Consider the following 16391-nt stretch of genomic DNA (forward strand, 5'->3'; position numbering starts at 1 on the left):
CACCTCCGGCTCCTCCCCGCAGAGGCAGGGCCATCGCATATGAGTAGATTGCCTGTTGCGATTTGCGGTGTGATGGCTTCTGACGAAGCTTTCCTTGGGGGGAGCTTCGTCATGGTCGCGGATATGCTCGTCATCCTCCGCGATGTTCAGGACCCGCGCGACTTCACGGCCCGCCACGACTTAGGGGAGATGCTGTTCCTGGCGCTGTGCGGGCTTCTATGCGGGGAGAAGACCTGCGTGGACATCGCCGACTTCGCCTCGGCCCACGAGGCGGAGTTCCGCGAGGTGCTGAGCCTGCGCCACGGCACGCCGAGCCACGACACGCTCTCCCAGACCTTGCGCCTTCTCGACCCGCAGGCCCTGGAGCGAGCGCTGCGCGCCTGTCTTTGCGCGATGGGCCATCGTCTGCGGGCCGGTGGCGTGCTGTCGGTGGACGGCAAGGCGCTGCGGCGGGCCTACGAGGCGGGGCAGAGCCACATGCCGCCGGTGATGGTGAGCGTGTTCGACGGCCTCACGCGGCTCTCGCTCGCCCAGAGCCGGGCAGGCGCCGGCGGCGAGGCGGAGGCGGCCCGTGCCCTCCTCGGCAGCCTGGTGGTCAAAGGCTGCACGGTCACGGCGGACGCCCTGCATTGCCGCCCGGACACGGCCACGGTGATCCGGAAGGGGGGAGCCGACTACGTGCTCGGTCTCAAGACGAACCAGCCGAAGCTGTACGCCGCCGCCGAGGCCGCCTTCGCGCGGGCGAAGGCCGTGCCGAGTCACACGGTGCAGGACGAGGGCCATGGCCGGGTGGTGCGGCGCATGGCCCATGTCATGGCGGCGCCGGCCGACGCCAAAACCCTTCTGCCGGGACTGTCCGCGTTCGGGCGCATCGTCAGCGTCCGTCAGGTCGCAGGCGGCCGCGAGGAGGTCCACACCCGCTATTTCGTGCTCTCGCGCCGGCTCACGCCCGGCCGGTTCGCCATGCTGGTGCGCGCCCATTGGGGGATCGAGAACCATCTCCACTGGACCCTGGACGTGATCTTTCACGAGGACGACGCCCGGTCCCGCAAGAACTACGCCCCGGAAAACCTCGCCCTGTTGCGCCGGCTCGCGCGCAACATCATGGAGGCACATCCCTCGGACTTGCCCATCCGCAAAAAGATGAAACACGCCTCTTGGAGCAAAGACTATCTCTTCAACGTCTTTACTCATGTGCGATAGCCCTGCCCGCAAGGGGGAGGAGAGCGCCCGCGGTCAGGCCGTGGCATATCCTGAAGGCGATGTGTGACGACAGGAGCTCCCTCGGGGGGGGCGGCCTGTCCCTACTTCTGCTCGCTGCGCTCCGTGGCGAGGCGCTCGGCCCGGGTGCGCTCGTCCGCGCTGAGGCCGGACAGGCTCTGGTCGAGCCACGCGTCCGACAGGCCTTGCGCGGCCGCGGCGAGGTTCCAGGCGGCCGCCTCCACCGGGTTCTTCGGCACGCCGCGGCCGACGGTGTAGAGCCGGGCCACCCTGTTCTGGGCGATGGCGTTGCCCCGCGAGGCCGCGTGCAGGAAGTAGCGGGCCGCCCGCGCCTCGTCCTTGGGCAGGCCGGTGCCGTTGAACAGCAGGATCGCGAACTCGACCTCGCCGGCGAGATCCCCGTTGTCGGCGGACTTGCGGAACCACTCGGCGGCCTGGGAAGCGTCCTTGGGCACGCCCCGGCCCTGGAGGTAGAGCACCCCGAGGTCGTGCTGGGCCGGGCCGAGTTCGCCCTCGGCCGCCTTGCGGAACAGGGCGGCGGCGCGGACCTGGTCGGGCTCGGTGCCGGTGCCGATCAGGATCAGGGCGAGGTTGTAGGAGGCGGTGGGCGAGCCGCGCTCGGCCGCCTGCTCCAGCCAGCGGCGGCCGGCCTTGGTGTCCTTGGCGAGCCCGCGCCCATCCATCGCCATCAGGCCGAGGGAGGCCATGGCGCTGGGGTCGTTCTGGCCGGCGGCGAGCCTGTACCAGTCGGCCGCCTTCACCGGGTCCTGGCGGACGCCGAGCCCCTGGTTGTAGAGTTCGCCGAGCAGCGTCATCGCGGCGGCGTCCTTGCGGTCGCCCTCGATACGCTTGGTCGCCTCGCGGAAGGCGGTGACGTACTGCCCGCGCTGGTAGGCGCCGTAGGCGAAGTCCGGCGGGCGGCCGGTATCCGGCGGCCGGGCGCCTCCGGAGAAGTTCGCCGTGTACGGGGTCGGCAGTTCCCGCACCGGCTTCTTCTCGGGCTCGGCGGGCGGCTCCTTGGCCGGCACCGGGTTCGGTGCGGCCCGGACCGGGCCGGCGGCCAGCAGGACCATGGCGACGAGGAGGGCGGCCCTCACGAGGCGGCCCGCGCCAAGCCGTCGCGGATGCGCGCGAGGCCGTCGTCGCCGGCCATCCAGATCGCGCTCTCCAGGCCGATGAACTCGGCGCCGGTGGCGGCGAGGCTAGCAACCTCGGCCTCCGCGCAGGCCACCGCGATGCAGGGCGTCTCGAAGATCTCGGCCCACCAAGCGGCGCGCTCGCGCACCGTCTCCGCGTCGGGGGCCGCACCGTCCGGGTAGAGGCCGCCGAACATCAGGTAGTCGATGCCGGCCTCGCCAGCATCCATGGCCGCGTGCCGCGTCTCGACGCCGCCGGCGCCCAGGATGCGGCCGTCGCGCAGGCGCTCGCGCAGGTCGCGCAGGCTGCCCGGCTGGTCCAGGTCGCCCGGCTTGTCGAGATGGACGCCGTCCGCGCCGCCGCGGGCCTGGACGCTGACGAGGTCGCCCGCAAAGCCGGGGCAGGCCACGAGCAGGGCCGCGCCATGCTCCTGCACCGCGGGCGCCACGCGCTTGACGAGGGCGGTCAGCCCGCGCTCGTCGCCGGGCGCCAGCCGCAGGATCACGGCGGCGACGTCGCCCCCGGCACAGGCCGCCCGAAGGGCGTCGGCGAGGGCGTCGACGGTGTCCGCCCCGACGCCGTGGGGGCTGAGGAGGGTGAGGCGCTGGGGGTCGGCCAATGGGGAAGCCTTATCCGCGACGACCTCAGCCGGCCGCGCCGATCTTGGGATCGAGGGAGCCGTCCGCGTAGCGCTTGGCCATGGCCGAGACCGAGACCGGGCGGATCTTGGAGCCCTGGCCGGCGGTGCCGAACTCCTCGAAGCGCTGCTTGCAGAGCTTCGTCATCGCCTCCATCGCAGGCTTGAGGTACTTGCGCGGATCGAACTCGGAGGGGTCCTCGGAGAGCACCTTCCGGATCTGGCCGGTGAGCGCCATGCGGTTGTCGGTGTCGATGTTGATCTTGCGCACGCCGTGCTTGATCCCGCGCTGGATCTCCTCCACCGGCACGCCCCAGGTCGGCTTCATCTTGCCGCCGTAGCGGTTGATGATGTCCTGCAGCTCCTGCGGCACCGAGGAGGAGCCGTGCATCACGAGGTGGGTCGTGGGCAGGCGGCGGTGGATCTCCTCGATCACGTTCATGGCGAGCACGTCGCCGTCCGGCTGGCGGGTGAACTTGTAGGCGCCGTGGCTGGTGCCCATCGCCACCGCCAGCGCGTCGACCTTGGTGGCCGTCACGAACTTCACCGCCTCGTCGGGGTCGGTCAGCAACTGGTCGTGGGAGAGTTCCCCTTCCGCCCCGTGGCCGTCCTCGGCCTCGCCCGTGCCGCTCTCCAGGGAACCCAGCACGCCGAGTTCGCCCTCCACCGAGACGCCGGCCCAGTGGGCCATCTCGGCGACCTTGCGGGTGATCTCGACGTTGTAGGCGTAGTCGGCCGGCGTCTTGCCGTCGGCCTTGAGCGAGCCGTCCATCATCACCGAGGTGAAGCCGTACTGGATCGCGGTGGCGCAGGTGGCTTCGTTGTTGCCGTGGTCGAGGTGCATGCAGACGGGGATGTGGGGGTAGATCTCCACGAGGCCGTCGATCAGCTTGGCCAGCACCACGTCGTTGGCGTAGGCCCGCGCCCCGCGGCTCGCCTGGAGGATCACCGGCGAGTCGGTGGCGTCGGCCGCCGCCATGATGGCGAGCCCCTGCTCCATGTTGTTCATGTTGAAGGCCGGCACGCCGTACTCGTACTCGGCGGCGTGATCGAGAAGCTGCCTCAACGTGATCCGCGCCATCGTCCCTGCTCCGTCAGATTTCGTGTCGTCTGCGCCCTCAGGAGGCGCGGGGCCCGGTGCCGTGCGGCGGAATGGCTCCGCCGCAGGGTGCCGGACGATTCAGGTCTTGGCGCGCAGCGCCTCGACACCGGGCAGTGCCTTGCCCTCGAGCCATTCAAGGAACGCGCCGCCCGCCGTCGAGATATAGGAAAAGTCCTCGCCCACGCCCGCGTGGTTGAGGGCGGCCACCGTGTCGCCGCCGCCGGCCACCGAGACCAGCCGGCCGGCCCTGGTGCGGTCGGCCGCGTGCCGGGCGGCGGCCACCGTGGCGGCGTCGAACGGCGTCAGCTCGAAGGCGCCCAGCGGCCCGTTCCAGACCAGCGTCGCGGCCTCGTCGATCGCGGCGTCGATCTCGGAGACCGAGTTCGGGCCGGCATCGAGGATCATGGCGTCGTCGGGCACGGCATCGACCGGGACGGTCTCGTTGGCGGCGTTCGCCTTGAATTCGCGGGCCACCACGGCGTCGACCGGCAGGATGATCCGGCAGTCGGCGGCCGCGGCCGCCGCGAGGATGCGCAGGGCGGTCTGGGCGAGGTCCTTCTCGCAGAGCGACTTGCCCACGGCCTTGCCTTGCGCGTGCAGGAAGGTGTTGGCCATGCCGCCGCCGATGACGAGGATGTCCACCTTGGCGACGAGGTTCTGGAGCAGGTCGATCTTGGAGGAGACCTTGGCGCCGCCGACCAGGGCGATCACCGGGCGCTTGGGAGCCTCAAGCCCCTTGGTCAGGGCGTCGAGTTCGGCCTGCATCAGGCGGCCGGCATAGGCCGGGAGGATGTGGGCCAGCCCTTCCGTCGAGGCATGCGCCCGGTGCGCGGCCGAGAACGCCTCGTTGACGTAGAGGTCGCCGTTCTCGGCCAGCGCCGCCGTGAAGGCCGGGTCGTTCTTCTCCTCGCCCGCGTGGTAGCGGGTGTTCTCCAAAAGCAGCACGTCGCCGTCCGCCATCGCCGCGACAGCAGTGCGGGCCGGCTCGCCGACGCAGTCCTGCGCGAAGGCGACCGGGCGCCCGAGCACCGCCGCGAGGGTCGCCACCACGGGTTCGAGGGAATCCTTGGGCGCGCGCTGGCCCTTCGGCCGGCCGAAATGGGCCAGCAGCACCACCTTGCCGCCCTGGCCCGCGATCTCGCGGATGGTCGGCGCCACGCGTTCGATGCGGGTCGCGTCGGTGACGCGGCCGCCCTCCATCGGCACGTTGAGGTCGACCCGGAGGAGCACGCGCCGCCCGTTGAGGGAGCCGGCGTCGTCGAGGGTGCGGAAGGCGGTCATGAGATCTTTTTAGGCTCCCGAAGCGGTCAGCGTGCGGCCGAGGTGCCGGCGCGGGGCGGCAGCAGGCTGTCGAGGTTGAGCCGCTGCACGGCCACCATCAGCACGACGGTGAGCACGGCGGTGATGACCGCGGTGAGCACCAGGGCGCCGGTGCCGGGCAGGCGCCGCGTGCGCTCGGTCAGGCCGCGCATCTCGGTGCGCAAGGCCGCGAGGTCCGACTGGCGGGCCGCCTCGTTCATCCGGTTCGAGGCGTTCTCGACCTTGTCCTCGACGCGGGAGAGCAGGGACTCGGAGCGGGCGTACTTGTCCTCGATCCGCGAGCACTTGTCCTCGATCCGGGCGAGCTGGTCGAAGAGCTGGTTGGCCGGGATCGGCTGGGACTGCGCGGCGCCCCGCGGGGCCGCGTTCTGCGCACCGACGGTCTGCGGCGGCGGCGGGACGGCCTGGGCCGGGGGCTTGGCCTCCGCCGGCGGGGCCGGCGGTATGAAGCCCTGTCCGGTCGGCTGGTTCGGCGCGGCGTCGGTCATCCTGGCTGTCCCCTGGTTCGGGAGGCGGACGGCGCCCGTGGACGCGCCGGCCTCAATCGCGTCGTCGATCCCGGCTCAGATGAGCTTGGCCATGGCGACCGCCGTGTCGGCCATGCGGTTCGAGAAGCCCCACTCGTTGTCGTACCAGGACAGGATGCGCACGAAGGTGCCGTCCATGACCTTGGTCTGGTCGAGGTGGAAGGTCGAGGAATGGGGGTCGTGGTTGAAGTCGATCGAGACGTTCGGCCGGTCGGTGACCCCGAGCACGCCCTTGAGGGGGCCGCTGGCGGCGGCCGCCTTGATCGCGTCGTTGATCTCCTGGACGGAGGTCTCGCGACGTGCCGTGAACACGAGGTCGACCGCCGAGACGTTGGGGGTCGGCACCCGGATCGCGGTGCCGTCGAGCCGGCCCTTCAGCTCGGGCAGGACCAAGCCCACGGCCTTGGCCGCACCCGTCGAGGTCGGGATCATCGAGAGGGCTGCGGCGCGGCCCCGGTAGAGGTCCTTGTGCATCTGGTCCAGCGAGGGCTGGTCGTTGGTGTAGGAGTGGATCGTGGTCATGAAGCCGCGCTCGATGCCCACGACGTCGTTCAGCACCTGGGCGACCGGCGCGAGGCAGTTGGTGGTGCAGGAGGCGTTCGAGACCACGAGGTGCTCGGCCGTCAGCTTGTCGTGGTTGACGCCGTAGACCACCGTGAGGTCGGCCCCGTCGGCGGGCGCCGAGACCAGGACGCGCTTGGCGCCGGCATCCAGATGCGCCTTGGCCTTGTCGCGGGCCGTGAAGATGCCCGTGCATTCCAGCGCGATGTCGACGCCGAGGTCGCGGTGGGGCAACTCGGCCGGGTTGCGCACGGCCGTGACCTTGATGCGCTTTCCGTCGACGACCAGGAACTCGCCGTCGACCGAGACCTCGCCGGGATAGCGACCGTGCACGGAATCGAAGCGCAGCAGGTGGGCGTTGGTCTCGACGGGGCCGAGATCGTTGATCGCCACGACCTCGATGTCGCTGCGGCCGGCCTCGTGGATGGCGCGCAGCACGTTGCGGCCGATGCGCCCGAACCCGTTGATGGCAACCTTGACCGTCACGACGTGACTCCTTCCAGATGAGGGGCGCCGCGCAGCGGGCGTCCGACGATGCGAGCGGGGCGGCAACATCCTGCCGCGGCGCGGACCGCTCTGTGGCGAACGGAATTGAACCTGGGATGAACCGGGAGCCCGTCCGGCCGCGCCGAGTCGCCGTGGATCATCCGGTCTGCGGACGACGCGCGCGAGGGCCTCGGGACTGTCACGGATCGGGGTTCCGGTCATTCTCGCGACCCCGTCTTCAGGGGCGCGCGGCTGTCTAACATGGCGCCCCCACCTGTCAAACGAAAGGCCGTGACAATCGCCCGCCGCTCGGCCGCTTCCCGGCGGGGCGGCCCCGCTATCCACGCATGGGTGCGCCCGCGGCCGGTTTCGGCTGGAAATCCGGCCTTCGTTAGGGGACACCTGGGTTCCGCAAGAAGATCGCCGCACGCATGACCATCCCGATCGACGACGCGCTGGCCCGCCTCGACGGCGCCCTGGCCCGGCTGGAGGCGGCGGTGGCCCGCCGGCTCGACGCAGACGCCGCCCCGGACGACCGCGACGCCGAACTGGCGATCATGGGGGAGGACCGGGCCCGGCTCGCCGCCGCCCTCGACTTGGCCAGCGCCCGGCTCGCCACGGTCGAGGCCACGACCGACCAGGTGGGCCGCCGCCTCGACCGGGCGATCGAGGCCGTCGAGGGCGTGCTCCATCCTGCGGAGGAGACGCATCGACCCGCTTGACCGGCCGCCCTCCGAAGCCCCAGCCTCGATCACCTATCCGCCGCACCGAGACGAATGCCCCAGATCAACGTCACCATCGACGGCAAGAGCTACCGCATGGCCTGCGGCGAGGGCGAGGAGGCGCATCTCTCCGACCTCGCGGCCGGACTCGGCGCCCGCATCGGCGAGATGCGCAAGGCGTTCGGCGAGATCGGCGACATGCGGCTCCAGGTGATGGCCGCGATCACGATCGCCGACGAGCTGGCCGAGCTGAAGAAGCGGTTCGCGGCCATCGAGACCGAGACGGCTGCGCTCCGCGCGGCCTTCGAGCAGGCGGACCGGGAGCGGGCGGACGAGGCCGCGCGCGCGGCCCAAGGCGTGGCCCAGGCCGCCGAGCGGATCGAACGCATGGCGCAGGCGCTCGCGGCCTCGGGCCCCCGCGAAGCGCGCTGATCTCCGTCTGCCGCCCCCTTACGCAAGAAGCCCTGCCTCGCGGCAGGGCTTCTTGCAGTTCATCGATCCGGACGGCGGCTCAGCCGACGTAAGGCGAGCCGGTGGCGGCGGGGAAGCGCTCCGCCAGGGCGCGGCGCAGTTTCTCCAAGGCGCGGTTCTCGATCTGGCGCACGCGCTCCTTCGAGATGCCGAGGCGGTGGCCCAGAGCTTCGAGGGTGGCCTGATCCTCGGCGAGCCGCCGCTCGCGCAGGATGCGCAGTTCCCGCTCGGAGAGGACGCCGAGCGCCTGCTGAAGCCAGCTCAGGCGCCGCTCACCGTCCACCGTGGCGGTGACGGTCTCGTCGGGGAGCGCCGCGCCGTCGATCAGGAAGTCCATGCGCTCGGAGGACGCCTCGCTCTCCTCGCCCACGGGGGCGTTGAGCGACATGTCGGGGCCCGACAGCCGCGCGTCCATCAGCGCCACGTCCTGCTGCGAGACGCCGATGGCGGTGGCTATGCGGCGGTGGATCTCGTCGCCGACGCGCTCCTCGGTGGATTGCATCAGCCGGGCGCGCAGGCGGCGCAGGTTGAAGAACAGGGCCTTCTGCGCCGAACTCGTGCCGCCGCGGACGATCGACCAGTTGCGCAGGATGTAATCCTGGATCGAGGCTCTGATCCACCAAGTCGCGTAGGTCGAGAACCGGACTTCGCGCTCCGGCTCGAAGCGGGCGGCGGCCTCCATCAGGCCGACATGGCCCTCCTGCACGAGATCGGCCATCGGCAGGCCGTAGTGACGAAAACGCCCCGCCAGGGCGATGACGAGGCGCATGTGGGCGGAGATCAGTTGGTGGAGGGCGCGCTCGTCGCGGTTGTCCTTCCAACGCACGGCCAGCCCGCGCTCCTCGTCCCGCTGGAGGAAAGGCGCCTCCATGGCCGTGCGGATGAACTGCCGCCGTATCCCTGCGATTTCCGCCATCCCCGCCTGCCTCTTTCTTTCGAGTGCTGTGCGGCGTCCGAACTCTCGCGGCGGCGTACGCCGCCGCCCGGGACCGACGCCAAGGCAAGCGTCAAACGGAGCGGGGGCGTGAAGGTTCCTTCGGCACGGCCCATCCGGCCCCGCGAGCACGGCGACGGCCTGCCGGACAATCAGCACCCACCGATCCCGGCCCTCGGAGGCGTAGACGGGATCGGGGGTGCCGACGTTCGGCGAGCGGCCGACTTCACCAACATGTGTTTCGTTCCGCCGCCCGCCAGTCCCGAAACGCCAATCGCCACGCTTTTCCTGTCGACAACGGCACGACGCGGTAAACCCGGCCATCAGGACAGGCCCGCAGGCCGGCCGGGCCATGAAAAAAGCCCGGCGCATCCGCGCCGGGCTCCCTTCGACATTCGCAGTGCGGTGGAAGGAGCGGCTCAGGCAGCCTCTTCCTGGATGTCCTCGCTCTCCGTCTCGGCCTCGTTCTTGGCGCGGCGCGGGGACTTGGCGAGGCTCTGCTCGATCAGCTTGAGGGCCTCGGTCTCGGTGATGCGGTTGACCGACGAGATCTCGCGCACGATGCGGTCCAGGGCGGCCTCGTAGAGCTGGCGCTCGCTGTAGGACTGCTCGGGCTGCGCCTCGGAACGGAACAGGTCGCGCACCACCTCGGTGACCGAGAGCAGGTCGCCCGAATTGATCTTGGCCTCGTATTCCTGGGCCCGGCGCGACCACATCGTCCGCTTGATGCGGGCGCGGCCGGTCAGCACGTCGAGGGCCTTCTTGACGAGTTCCGGCTCGGCGAGCTTGCGCATGCCGACGCTGTTGGCCTTCGCGGTGGGGACCCGCAGGACCATCTTGTCCTTCTCGAAGGAGACGACGAACAGCTCGAGCTTGTAGCCGGCGATCTCCTGCTCCTCGATCGCGGTGATGCGACCGACGCCGTGGGCGGGATACACGACCGCCTCGCCGGTCTTGAACCCTTGGCGGCCTGTCGTCGGCTTCTTGGCTGTTGTCATGCGAGAAGGGCCTCCATAATATCGCGCAGGATCGTGTTCATCCGCGCCAAATCGTGTCATCCGGGGTGGGACACCCGGCACCAGCCGCCGACCTCCGTTCGCGGACCCATGAGGTCGGACCGGAGGTTCCCAGGCACAGCCGGGCACGCACAGGAATGAGCGGCCACCGAAGGAAGACCCTTCGGCGGTCGTTCGCATGCAACCCCGGTTCCAAGAAAGTCCGGATACGCGTTTTGGCGCGGAGGGCGCACGTCAGGCACGAGCGACGGCAGGCGGATTGTGTATCACAATCCGGCCCGCGAATCAAAGCATTGCTGACTTGCCGCGCCCTGTGGGCGGGCGGCGCTAACGGAGTTGTGCACGGCCGACCGCGCCTGTCCCGCGAGCTCACGCACCCCAGCGTCTCCCTGGGCGCATGGCTCGGCCGCTGGCCCGTGCGGGACGGACCCGCCTCAGTCGCCGGAGCCGGGGTTGGCCGAGAAGTGGGCTTCGAGCTTGCCGGACACGCCGTCCCACTCCTTGGCGTCGCCGGGGGCATCCTTCTTCTGGGTGATGTTGGGCCAGGTCTTGGCGTAGTCGGCGTTGAGCTTGACCCAGCTTTCCAGGTTGGACTCCGTGTCGGGCTTGATCGCCTCGGCCGGGCATTCCGGCTCGCACACGCCGCAATCGATGCACTCGTCGGGATGGATGACGAGCATGTTCTCACCCTCGTAGAAGCAGTCCACCGGACAGACTTCGACGCAGTCCATGTACTTGCACTTGATGCAGTTGTCGGTGACGACGTAGGTCATGGGCCGTTTTTCGTCCTCGATCCGCGCGCTCCGCTGAGCGGTGCCGGGGGGCCGGTGCAGCCCCGCATGCGGGCGGGCTTGGTTCACGCGGGCTTTCGTCGATGGCCAGCCGCGCAGCCTCGGATGCGGACGGCTCTAGCCCCTGCCACGGGGGCTGACAAGCGCGCCGGCGCCGCGCCGCCATGCCCGCCCGGCCCTGTGGCTTCCCTACACCGATTCCGGGGGAGGCTCGGATTGCGGGACTGGGGCGCCGTCGCCGGCCGAGAGGTCGGCGTAGAGGCGGCGTGCCTGGGCGGCCGGGCCGCGGCGCTCGCCGAGGTCGGCGACCCGGACGACCGCCGTGCCGTGCTCGGCGGCGACAGTGAGCACGTCGCCCATCGCGACGCCCTTGGCCGGGTTGTCGGTCCGTGCGCCGTTCACGCGGACATGGCCGCCTTCGACGAGACGTGCGGCCAAGGACCGCGTCCGGGCGAAGCGCGCGAACCAGAGCCACTTGTCGAGCCGGCAGCGCCCGTCCTTCATCGCATCCGGATGCCGCTCAGCGCTTGCCGGGCTCGCCGGATTCGAGCTGCGCCTTCAGGGCGGCGAGCTTGGCGAAGGGCGAATCCGGGTCGGGCGCCCGCTCGCGCCGGGGCGGGCGCGGATCGGGACGCGGGCCGGCGTTGCGCGTCTCGTCGCGGCGCTCGGGCCGAGGCCCCTCGGAGCGCTCGCGGCGCGGTCCGTTGTCCCGCCCGCGGCTAAGTCCTTCCGGGCGCTCGCGGCCGTCGGCGCCTTGCGGGCGACGCTCAGGCCGCCCCCCCTCGCGCCGCAGCTGAGCCTCGCCCTCCGACCAGGGGGCGGCGCCGGCGTTGCGCGGCGCGCTGTCGCGGCCACGAGGCCGGTTCTGGCGCGGATTGGCCGGGCGCTGGTGGCGCTGGAGGCGCCACACCTCGACGGTGGCGAGTTCGCCCGGCACAGACTCCTCAGCATCGGCGGATTCCGGTGCGGCATCCGCAGGGGTGACGGCCTCGGGAGTCTCTGCCGACGCGGCGACCTCGGCCGGAGACTTGGCAGGCGGCGCGGCCTCGGTAATCTCGGCCACGGGTTCTTTGGTGACGGGCTCTTCGACGACAGGCTCGAAGGCGGCAGCCTCCGCTTCGGCCTCGACGGACTCGGCGGAGGCGATCTCCTCGGGGGCAACGGCGTGCATCGCGGCCGCCGCTTCGATCTCGGGTTCGGCGGCCGGCGCGTCTTCAGCGGCGGCGACCGTTTCGGGCTCCTGCTCGATTGCGGACACCGCCTGGGCGGAGTCAGTCGGGGCCTCGGCCGTCTCCGCAACCGCGGCGGCGGGCACCGCCTGGACCGGCACGGTCGAGGCGACCGGCAGCAGCGGCACAGTGATGGCCGGGCCTGTGCGGGTTTCGGAGGTGTAGCCCAGGGATTTCAGGATCGAGGCGAAGTCCTCCCCCGAGCAGCCGACCAGCGAGGTCATGCCCACGGTTGCGACGAAGCCGTCCCCGTCCGCAGTACCGTCTGGCGCCGCACCCGGTGTGGTACCGGGACGATACGAGACGGCCGGGCGGATCAGATCGGCCAGCCGCTCCAGGATGTCGACGCGCACCGCCCTCTCGCCGCACACGCGAAAGCCCGCGGCGCGGTAGAGACCCTTGGCGATCTCGCGGTCCACCTTGATCGAGGTGCGGCCGGAGCCGGCCAGATGGGCGATCTCGTCGAGGCCGCGCTGGTCGAGGCCGCCGTTGCGAAGCGCCCAGAGCTGAGCGGCGAGCGTACGCGGGGCGGGCTTGAGCAGGGCCGGCAGGAAGATGTGGTAGGCGCCGAAGCGCACCCCGTGGCGGCGCAGCGCCCCGCGGCCCTCCTGGTCGAGGGTGCGCATCTCCTGGGCGACCTTGGCGCGCTCCAGCACGCCGAGGGATTCCACGACCTGGTAGCCGATGCCTTTGGCGAGCCCGACGAGGTCGGCCGCGGTCTCGATCTCCATCAGAGGGCCGAGCAGGCGCACCACGTGGGCCTTCAGCCAAGCGTCGAGCCGCGCCTCTACCTTCTCGCGGGTTGGGCCTGCGAGGCTCTCGTCGGCCAGAAGCCGGATCTGAGGCGAGAAGAGCTTGTCGCCGGATGCGAGTTTGGCGACCGGTGCGCCTGTCCAGCGTATGATGCCGTCGTGACTTAGCACGAGAGCGCCGTCGGCAGCGGAAGCGAAGCGCTCCGCGCGGCCTTCGATCTCGCCTGCGAGCGCCTTCTCGGCGGCGCTGCGCAGGGTCTTGGCCTCGTGCCCCTCGGCCGTGGCATCGGGCACGAACAGGAATCCGTGCAGGTGACCGACGTGTTGACCCTCGACGGTCACGTCACCGTCGGGGGTGATCTGGGCTTCCAGCATCGTGTTCTCTCTCAGGCGCCGCATCAGGACGCTGGTGCGCCGATCGACGAAGCGGCTCGCGAGGCGTTCGTGCAGGGCGTCGGACAGCCTGTCCTCTACCCGACGCGTCTCGCCCTGCCAATGTTCGGGATCGCGCAGCCAGTCGGGCCGGTTCGCCACGAAGGTCCAGGTGCGCCCCTGGGCGATGCGCCGGGAGAGGGTCTCGATGTCCCCGTCGGTGCGGTCGATCATCGCCACGTGCTCGGCAAACCACGTGTCGGGGATGCGCCCGGACAGGCCCCGCATCAGGAAGCGGTAGAGCTGGGCCACGAGGTCGGCATGCGTCTGGGGGTGGACCTTGCGGTAGTCGGGTACGCCGCAGACGTCCCAGAGGCGGCGCACGGCCGACTGGCTCCGCGCCAGGTCCCGGATGTCCTCCTCCCGCATCAGGATCTCCAGCGCCTGCTGGTCCTCGCCCATCGGCGCCCGGGTCAGGCCCGGCTCGCGCGGATGTTCGTCGAGGCTCGCCTGCAGATCCTCCAGGGAGCCGAAGGCGAGGTCGGGGTTGCGCCATTGCAGGATGCGCAAGGGATCGAAGTCGTGGTTCTCCAGCCGCTCGACCATCTCGGGCTCGAAGGGCCGGCAGCGCCCCGTGGAGCCGAAGGTGCCGTCCGAGAGGTGGCGGCCGGCCCGGCCGGCGATCTGCCCCATCTCGGCGGGCGTGAGCTTGCGGAAACGGGTGCCGTCGTACTTCCAGTTGGCGGCGAAGGCGACGTGGTCCACGTCGAGGTTGAGCCCCATGCCGACCGCGTCGGTGGCCACGAGGTAGTCCACGTCGCCGGACTGGTAGAGCTCCACCTGGGCGTTGCGGGTGCGCGGCGAGAGGGCGCCGAGCACCACCGCCGCCCCGCCCCGCTGGCGCCGGATCAGCTCGGCGATGGCGTAGACCTCCTCGGCCGAGAAGGCGACGATGGCGGTGCGCCGCGGCATGCGCGAGAGCTTCTTCTCGCCGGCGAAGGTCAGCTTCGACAGGCGCGGGCGCGTGGTGACGAAGACGTTCGGGATCAGCGATTCGATCAGCGGCCGGATCGTGGAGGAGCCGATCAGCAGGGTCTCCTCCCGGCCGCGCTGGTTGAGCAGCCGGTCGGTGAAGACGTGGCCCCGGTCCATGTCGGCGGCGAGCTGGACCTCGTCGATGGCGACGTATGCCACGTCGAGGTCGCGCGGCATCGCCTCGATGGTGGCGATCCAGTAGCGCGGCCGCTCCGGCTTGATCTTCTCTTCGCCGGTGACGAGGGCGACCTTGTCGGCCCCGACGCGGGCGACCACCCGCAGGTAGACCTCGCGGGCGAGCAGCCGCAGGGGCAGGCCGATCATCCCGGTCGGGTGCGCGAGCATCCGCTCGATGGCCAGATGCGTCTTGCCGGTGTTGGTCGGCCCGAGCACCGCCGTGACGCCGCGCGCGCGGGCCTGGGGCGGTAGGGAGCGGCGGGGAATCGGGATGGGCGGCGGTCCCTTCGAACGGAAGGCCGTCGGCGCGCCGGGCGACGCGGGCAAGGGGCGCCGCGGGCTTCAGAAACGGCGAGGCCGCGGTGGTCCGCCCCCATATGGGGCGCTCCCGCCCCCGCCGCCAACCTGCGCCGGCAGCCCCGGATAGACCTGGATGTCGACGGGCCCGGCCGGCTGCCGGGGCTCCAGGTCGGCGCAGAGGGTGTCCGGCACCGCGGTCAGCGGCCCGCGCCGCGCCGGCCGGTGCTCGATCACCTGCGCGGAGGAGAAGGCGTCCCCGCCGCAACCGGGCGGCGCGCTCGTGAGGGGCTTTGCGAGGGCTGGCCCGGCGCAGGGCAGCAGCAGGATCGGGAGGCAGCGCAGGGGAAGGCGACGCGTTGGCATGCAGCCATCAATAGGCAGGATCGTAAAGATTTAGCGATTATATTCTTTACGCACCACGTAATCTGAGGTGGGGTTTCGGTCATCGGAGCATTACGTCCATGCTCGTTCTGTCCACCGCCCACCTGCACTGCGAAGACGCCGCCTTCGCCTACCTTGAAGCGAAGCTTTGGCCGAACGGCCCGGTCTGCCCGCACTGCGGCTGGATGGGTAAGCACTACGATCTCGCCAAGACGCGCCGTGGCCTCCGCAAATGCGCTGAGAAGCAGTGCCGGAAGCAGTTCACCCTGAAGGTCGGCACCGTCTTTGAGAGCGCGCACATCCCGCTCCACAAGGTGCTCCAGGCTGTCTACCTCCTGTGCGCCTCCAAGAAGGGCGTAAGCAGCCATCAGATCCACCGGGCGCTCGGCATCACCTACAAGAGCGCATGGTTTCTGACGCACCGCATCCGCGAGGCGATGCGCGAAGGCGCGCTTGCCCCGATGGGCGGTATCGACGGCATGCCCGGCGCCGGCGGCATCGTAGAGGCCGACGAGACCTTCATCGGCCGCGAGCCCGGCAAGCCCAAGGCTCGCGCCTACCACCACAAGATGAAGGTCGTGTCCCTTGTGGACCGTGACAGCGGACAGGTCCGCTCCGTCGTCGTGGACGATATCAAGCCCGAGACGATCTGGCCCATCATCGAAGAGAACATCGTCAAGGAGGCGACGCTCCACACCGACGAGAGCTAAATATCGTCAATTGGCACGCCCAGGGCACGATCAAGCTCGATCATCTACTCAACATTGAGTGTGTTCTCCGATGGTAGATACTCCGACCAAGCCCAAGCCGTCCGGCAAGCTCGGCGCAGAGAAGCTCACGCCCGAGGAACAGCGCCGCCGGTTTGAGGAACTGGCGCGCGAAGCCGGGTGCGACGAAGGATCGGAGGCACGGTTCGAGGCGGCGGTAAGGGTGATCGCGCAGCATAAGCCCAATCATGGGGAAAGCTCGCTCGAAGAGTGAGCCCTCGATAGAATTCGGGCGCTAGAGCGTGTTATGAACTTTTAGGCGACGTGTCTGTTGGTGGTGATGAGCCTTGATCGCCTTGCCTACCCGTCGGACGTGAGCGATGAGGAATGGGCTGTCGTGTCGCCTTACCTGAGGCTGATGCGAGAGGATTCCGAGCAACGGGACCACGAGCTTCGCGAGGTTTTCAACGGCCTGCGCTACATCGTCCGGACGGGGGCGGCGTGGCGGTTCAT

Annotated in this window: 17 protein-coding genes and 1 pseudogene; 6 read left to right on the forward strand and 12 right to left on the reverse strand. The window is 70.3% G+C overall.

Going from position 1 to position 16391, the window contains the following annotated elements:
* Positions 1-1203, forward strand: a 1203-nt coding sequence (locus tag COGEMETH_RS15305; protein WP_238183466.1) for an ISAs1 family transposase, incomplete at its 5' end; no start/stop codon positions are given.
* A gap of 101 nt (positions 1204-1304) precedes the next feature.
* On the opposite strand, the gene COGEMETH_RS15310 is transcribed toward COGEMETH_RS15305, so the two are convergent.
* The 6 genes from COGEMETH_RS15310 to gap all read right to left on the reverse strand — a co-directional run bounded on the left by COGEMETH_RS15310 (position 1305) and on the right by gap (position 6991).
* The gene (locus COGEMETH_RS15310; RefSeq protein ID WP_238183479.1) at positions 1305-2294 is read right to left on the reverse strand and encodes a tetratricopeptide repeat protein; all 990 of its coding nucleotides are present in this window, start codon (positions 2292-2294) and stop codon (positions 1305-1307) included.
* A gap of 20 nt (positions 2295-2314) precedes the next feature.
* Positions 2315-2977, reverse strand: coding sequence for a thiamine phosphate synthase (locus COGEMETH_RS15315; RefSeq protein ID WP_238183467.1), 663 nt, complete (start codon positions 2975-2977; stop codon positions 2315-2317).
* Positions 2978-3002: 25 nt separating this feature from the next.
* Positions 3003-4076, reverse strand: a complete 1074-nt coding sequence (fba, locus tag COGEMETH_RS15320) for a class II fructose-bisphosphate aldolase (protein WP_238183468.1) — start codon at positions 4074-4076, stop codon at positions 3003-3005.
* Between the two features lie 99 nt (positions 4077-4175).
* Positions 4176-5378, reverse strand: coding sequence for a phosphoglycerate kinase (locus COGEMETH_RS15325; protein WP_238183469.1), 1203 nt, complete (start codon positions 5376-5378; stop codon positions 4176-4178).
* A 26-nt stretch (positions 5379-5404) separates the two neighbouring features.
* Positions 5405-5905: a hypothetical protein gene (locus COGEMETH_RS15330; protein ID WP_238183470.1), complete on the reverse strand. Its 501-nt coding sequence runs from the start codon at positions 5903-5905 to the stop codon at positions 5405-5407.
* 75 nt (positions 5906-5980) lie between these two features.
* The gene (gap, locus tag COGEMETH_RS15335) at positions 5981-6991 is read right to left on the reverse strand and encodes a type I glyceraldehyde-3-phosphate dehydrogenase (protein WP_238183471.1); all 1011 of its coding nucleotides are present in this window, start codon (positions 6989-6991) and stop codon (positions 5981-5983) included.
* Between the two features lie 431 nt (positions 6992-7422).
* On the opposite strand from gap, the gene COGEMETH_RS15340 reads away from it, so the two are divergent.
* Both COGEMETH_RS15340 and COGEMETH_RS15345 read left to right on the forward strand, forming a co-directional pair.
* Positions 7423-7713, forward strand: coding sequence for a DUF4164 family protein (locus COGEMETH_RS15340; RefSeq protein WP_238183472.1), 291 nt, complete (start codon positions 7423-7425; stop codon positions 7711-7713).
* A 54-nt stretch (positions 7714-7767) separates the two neighbouring features.
* Positions 7768-8145 carry a cell division protein ZapA gene (locus COGEMETH_RS15345; RefSeq protein WP_238183473.1) on the forward strand — a complete coding sequence of 126 codons (378 nt, stop codon included), beginning with the start codon at positions 7768-7770 and terminating at the stop codon, positions 8143-8145.
* Positions 8146-8224: 79 nt separating this feature from the next.
* On the opposite strand, the gene COGEMETH_RS15350 is transcribed toward COGEMETH_RS15345, so the two are convergent.
* The 6 genes from COGEMETH_RS15350 to COGEMETH_RS15375 form a co-directional block, all read right to left on the reverse strand.
* The gene (locus COGEMETH_RS15350; protein ID WP_238183474.1) at positions 8225-9100 is read right to left on the reverse strand and encodes an RNA polymerase factor sigma-32; all 876 of its coding nucleotides are present in this window, start codon (positions 9098-9100) and stop codon (positions 8225-8227) included.
* 437 nt (positions 9101-9537) lie between these two features.
* On the reverse strand, positions 9538-10116 hold the full coding sequence (locus tag COGEMETH_RS15355; protein ID WP_238183475.1) for a CarD family transcriptional regulator: 579 nt from the start codon (positions 10114-10116) through the stop codon (positions 9538-9540).
* Positions 10117-10568: 452 nt separating this feature from the next.
* Entirely contained in the window at positions 10569-10907 is a 339-nt protein-coding gene (gene fdxA, locus COGEMETH_RS15360) for a ferredoxin FdxA (RefSeq protein ID WP_238183480.1), read from the reverse strand.
* A gap of 207 nt (positions 10908-11114) precedes the next feature.
* Positions 11115-11429, reverse strand: coding sequence for an RNA-binding S4 domain-containing protein (locus tag COGEMETH_RS15365; protein WP_238183476.1), 315 nt, complete (start codon positions 11427-11429; stop codon positions 11115-11117).
* Positions 11430-11445: 16 nt separating this feature from the next.
* Positions 11446-14757 (reverse strand): helicase-related protein, encoded by a 3312-nt coding sequence (locus COGEMETH_RS15370; protein WP_238183481.1) that lies wholly within the window; start codon positions 14755-14757, stop codon positions 11446-11448.
* A 75-nt stretch (positions 14758-14832) separates the two neighbouring features.
* Positions 14833-15153, reverse strand: a complete 321-nt coding sequence (locus COGEMETH_RS15375; RefSeq protein ID WP_238183477.1) for a hypothetical protein — start codon at positions 15151-15153, stop codon at positions 14833-14835.
* A 98-nt stretch (positions 15154-15251) separates the two neighbouring features.
* Between COGEMETH_RS15375 and COGEMETH_RS15380 the strand changes: the two are divergent.
* From COGEMETH_RS15380 to COGEMETH_RS15390, 3 genes and pseudogenes are all read left to right on the forward strand, one after another.
* Positions 15252-15878: pseudogene (locus COGEMETH_RS15380) on the forward strand (IS1595 family transposase); the annotation flags it as partial.
* Between the two features lie 73 nt (positions 15879-15951).
* Positions 15952-16152 (forward strand): hypothetical protein, encoded by a 201-nt coding sequence (locus COGEMETH_RS15385; RefSeq protein WP_238183478.1) that lies wholly within the window; start codon positions 15952-15954, stop codon positions 16150-16152.
* A gap of 66 nt (positions 16153-16218) precedes the next feature.
* On the forward strand, positions 16219-16391 hold a 173-nt coding region (locus COGEMETH_RS15390), incomplete at its 3' end, for a transposase (protein ID WP_238181223.1).

The organism is Methylobacterium trifolii, from assembly GCF_022179685.1.
In the GTDB taxonomy this organism is placed as follows: Bacteria; Pseudomonadota; Alphaproteobacteria; order Rhizobiales; family Beijerinckiaceae; genus Methylobacterium; species Methylobacterium trifolii.

What these genes read in the sequence shown, in the direction of transcription:
- COGEMETH_RS15310 (WP_238183479.1), bottom strand. Translation starts at nt 2,294, where the DNA reads ATGGTCCTGCTGGCCGCCGGCCCGGTCCGGGCCGCACCGAACCCGGTG.
- fba (WP_238183468.1), bottom strand. Translation starts at nt 4,076, where the DNA reads ATGGCGCGGATCACGTTGAGGCAGCTTCTCGATCACGCCGCCGAGTAC.
- COGEMETH_RS15325 (WP_238183469.1), bottom strand. Translation starts at nt 5,378, where the DNA reads ATGACCGCCTTCCGCACCCTCGACGACGCCGGCTCCCTCAACGGGCGG.
- COGEMETH_RS15330 (WP_238183470.1), bottom strand. Translation starts at nt 5,905, where the DNA reads ATGACCGACGCCGCGCCGAACCAGCCGACCGGACAGGGCTTCATACCG.
- COGEMETH_RS15340 (WP_238183472.1), top strand. Translation starts at nt 7,423, where the DNA reads ATGACCATCCCGATCGACGACGCGCTGGCCCGCCTCGACGGCGCCCTG.
- COGEMETH_RS15345 (WP_238183473.1), top strand. Translation starts at nt 7,768, where the DNA reads ATGCCCCAGATCAACGTCACCATCGACGGCAAGAGCTACCGCATGGCC.
- COGEMETH_RS15350 (WP_238183474.1), bottom strand. Translation starts at nt 9,100, where the DNA reads ATGGCGGAAATCGCAGGGATACGGCGGCAGTTCATCCGCACGGCCATG.
- COGEMETH_RS15355 (WP_238183475.1), bottom strand. Translation starts at nt 10,116, where the DNA reads ATGACAACAGCCAAGAAGCCGACGACAGGCCGCCAAGGGTTCAAGACC.
- fdxA (WP_238183480.1), bottom strand. Translation starts at nt 10,907, where the DNA reads ATGACCTACGTCGTCACCGACAACTGCATCAAGTGCAAGTACATGGAC.
- COGEMETH_RS15365 (WP_238183476.1), bottom strand. Translation starts at nt 11,429, where the DNA reads ATGAAGGACGGGCGCTGCCGGCTCGACAAGTGGCTCTGGTTCGCGCGC.
- COGEMETH_RS15375 (WP_238183477.1), bottom strand. Translation starts at nt 15,153, where the DNA reads ATGCCAACGCGTCGCCTTCCCCTGCGCTGCCTCCCGATCCTGCTGCTG.
- COGEMETH_RS15385 (WP_238183478.1), top strand. Translation starts at nt 15,952, where the DNA reads ATGGTAGATACTCCGACCAAGCCCAAGCCGTCCGGCAAGCTCGGCGCA.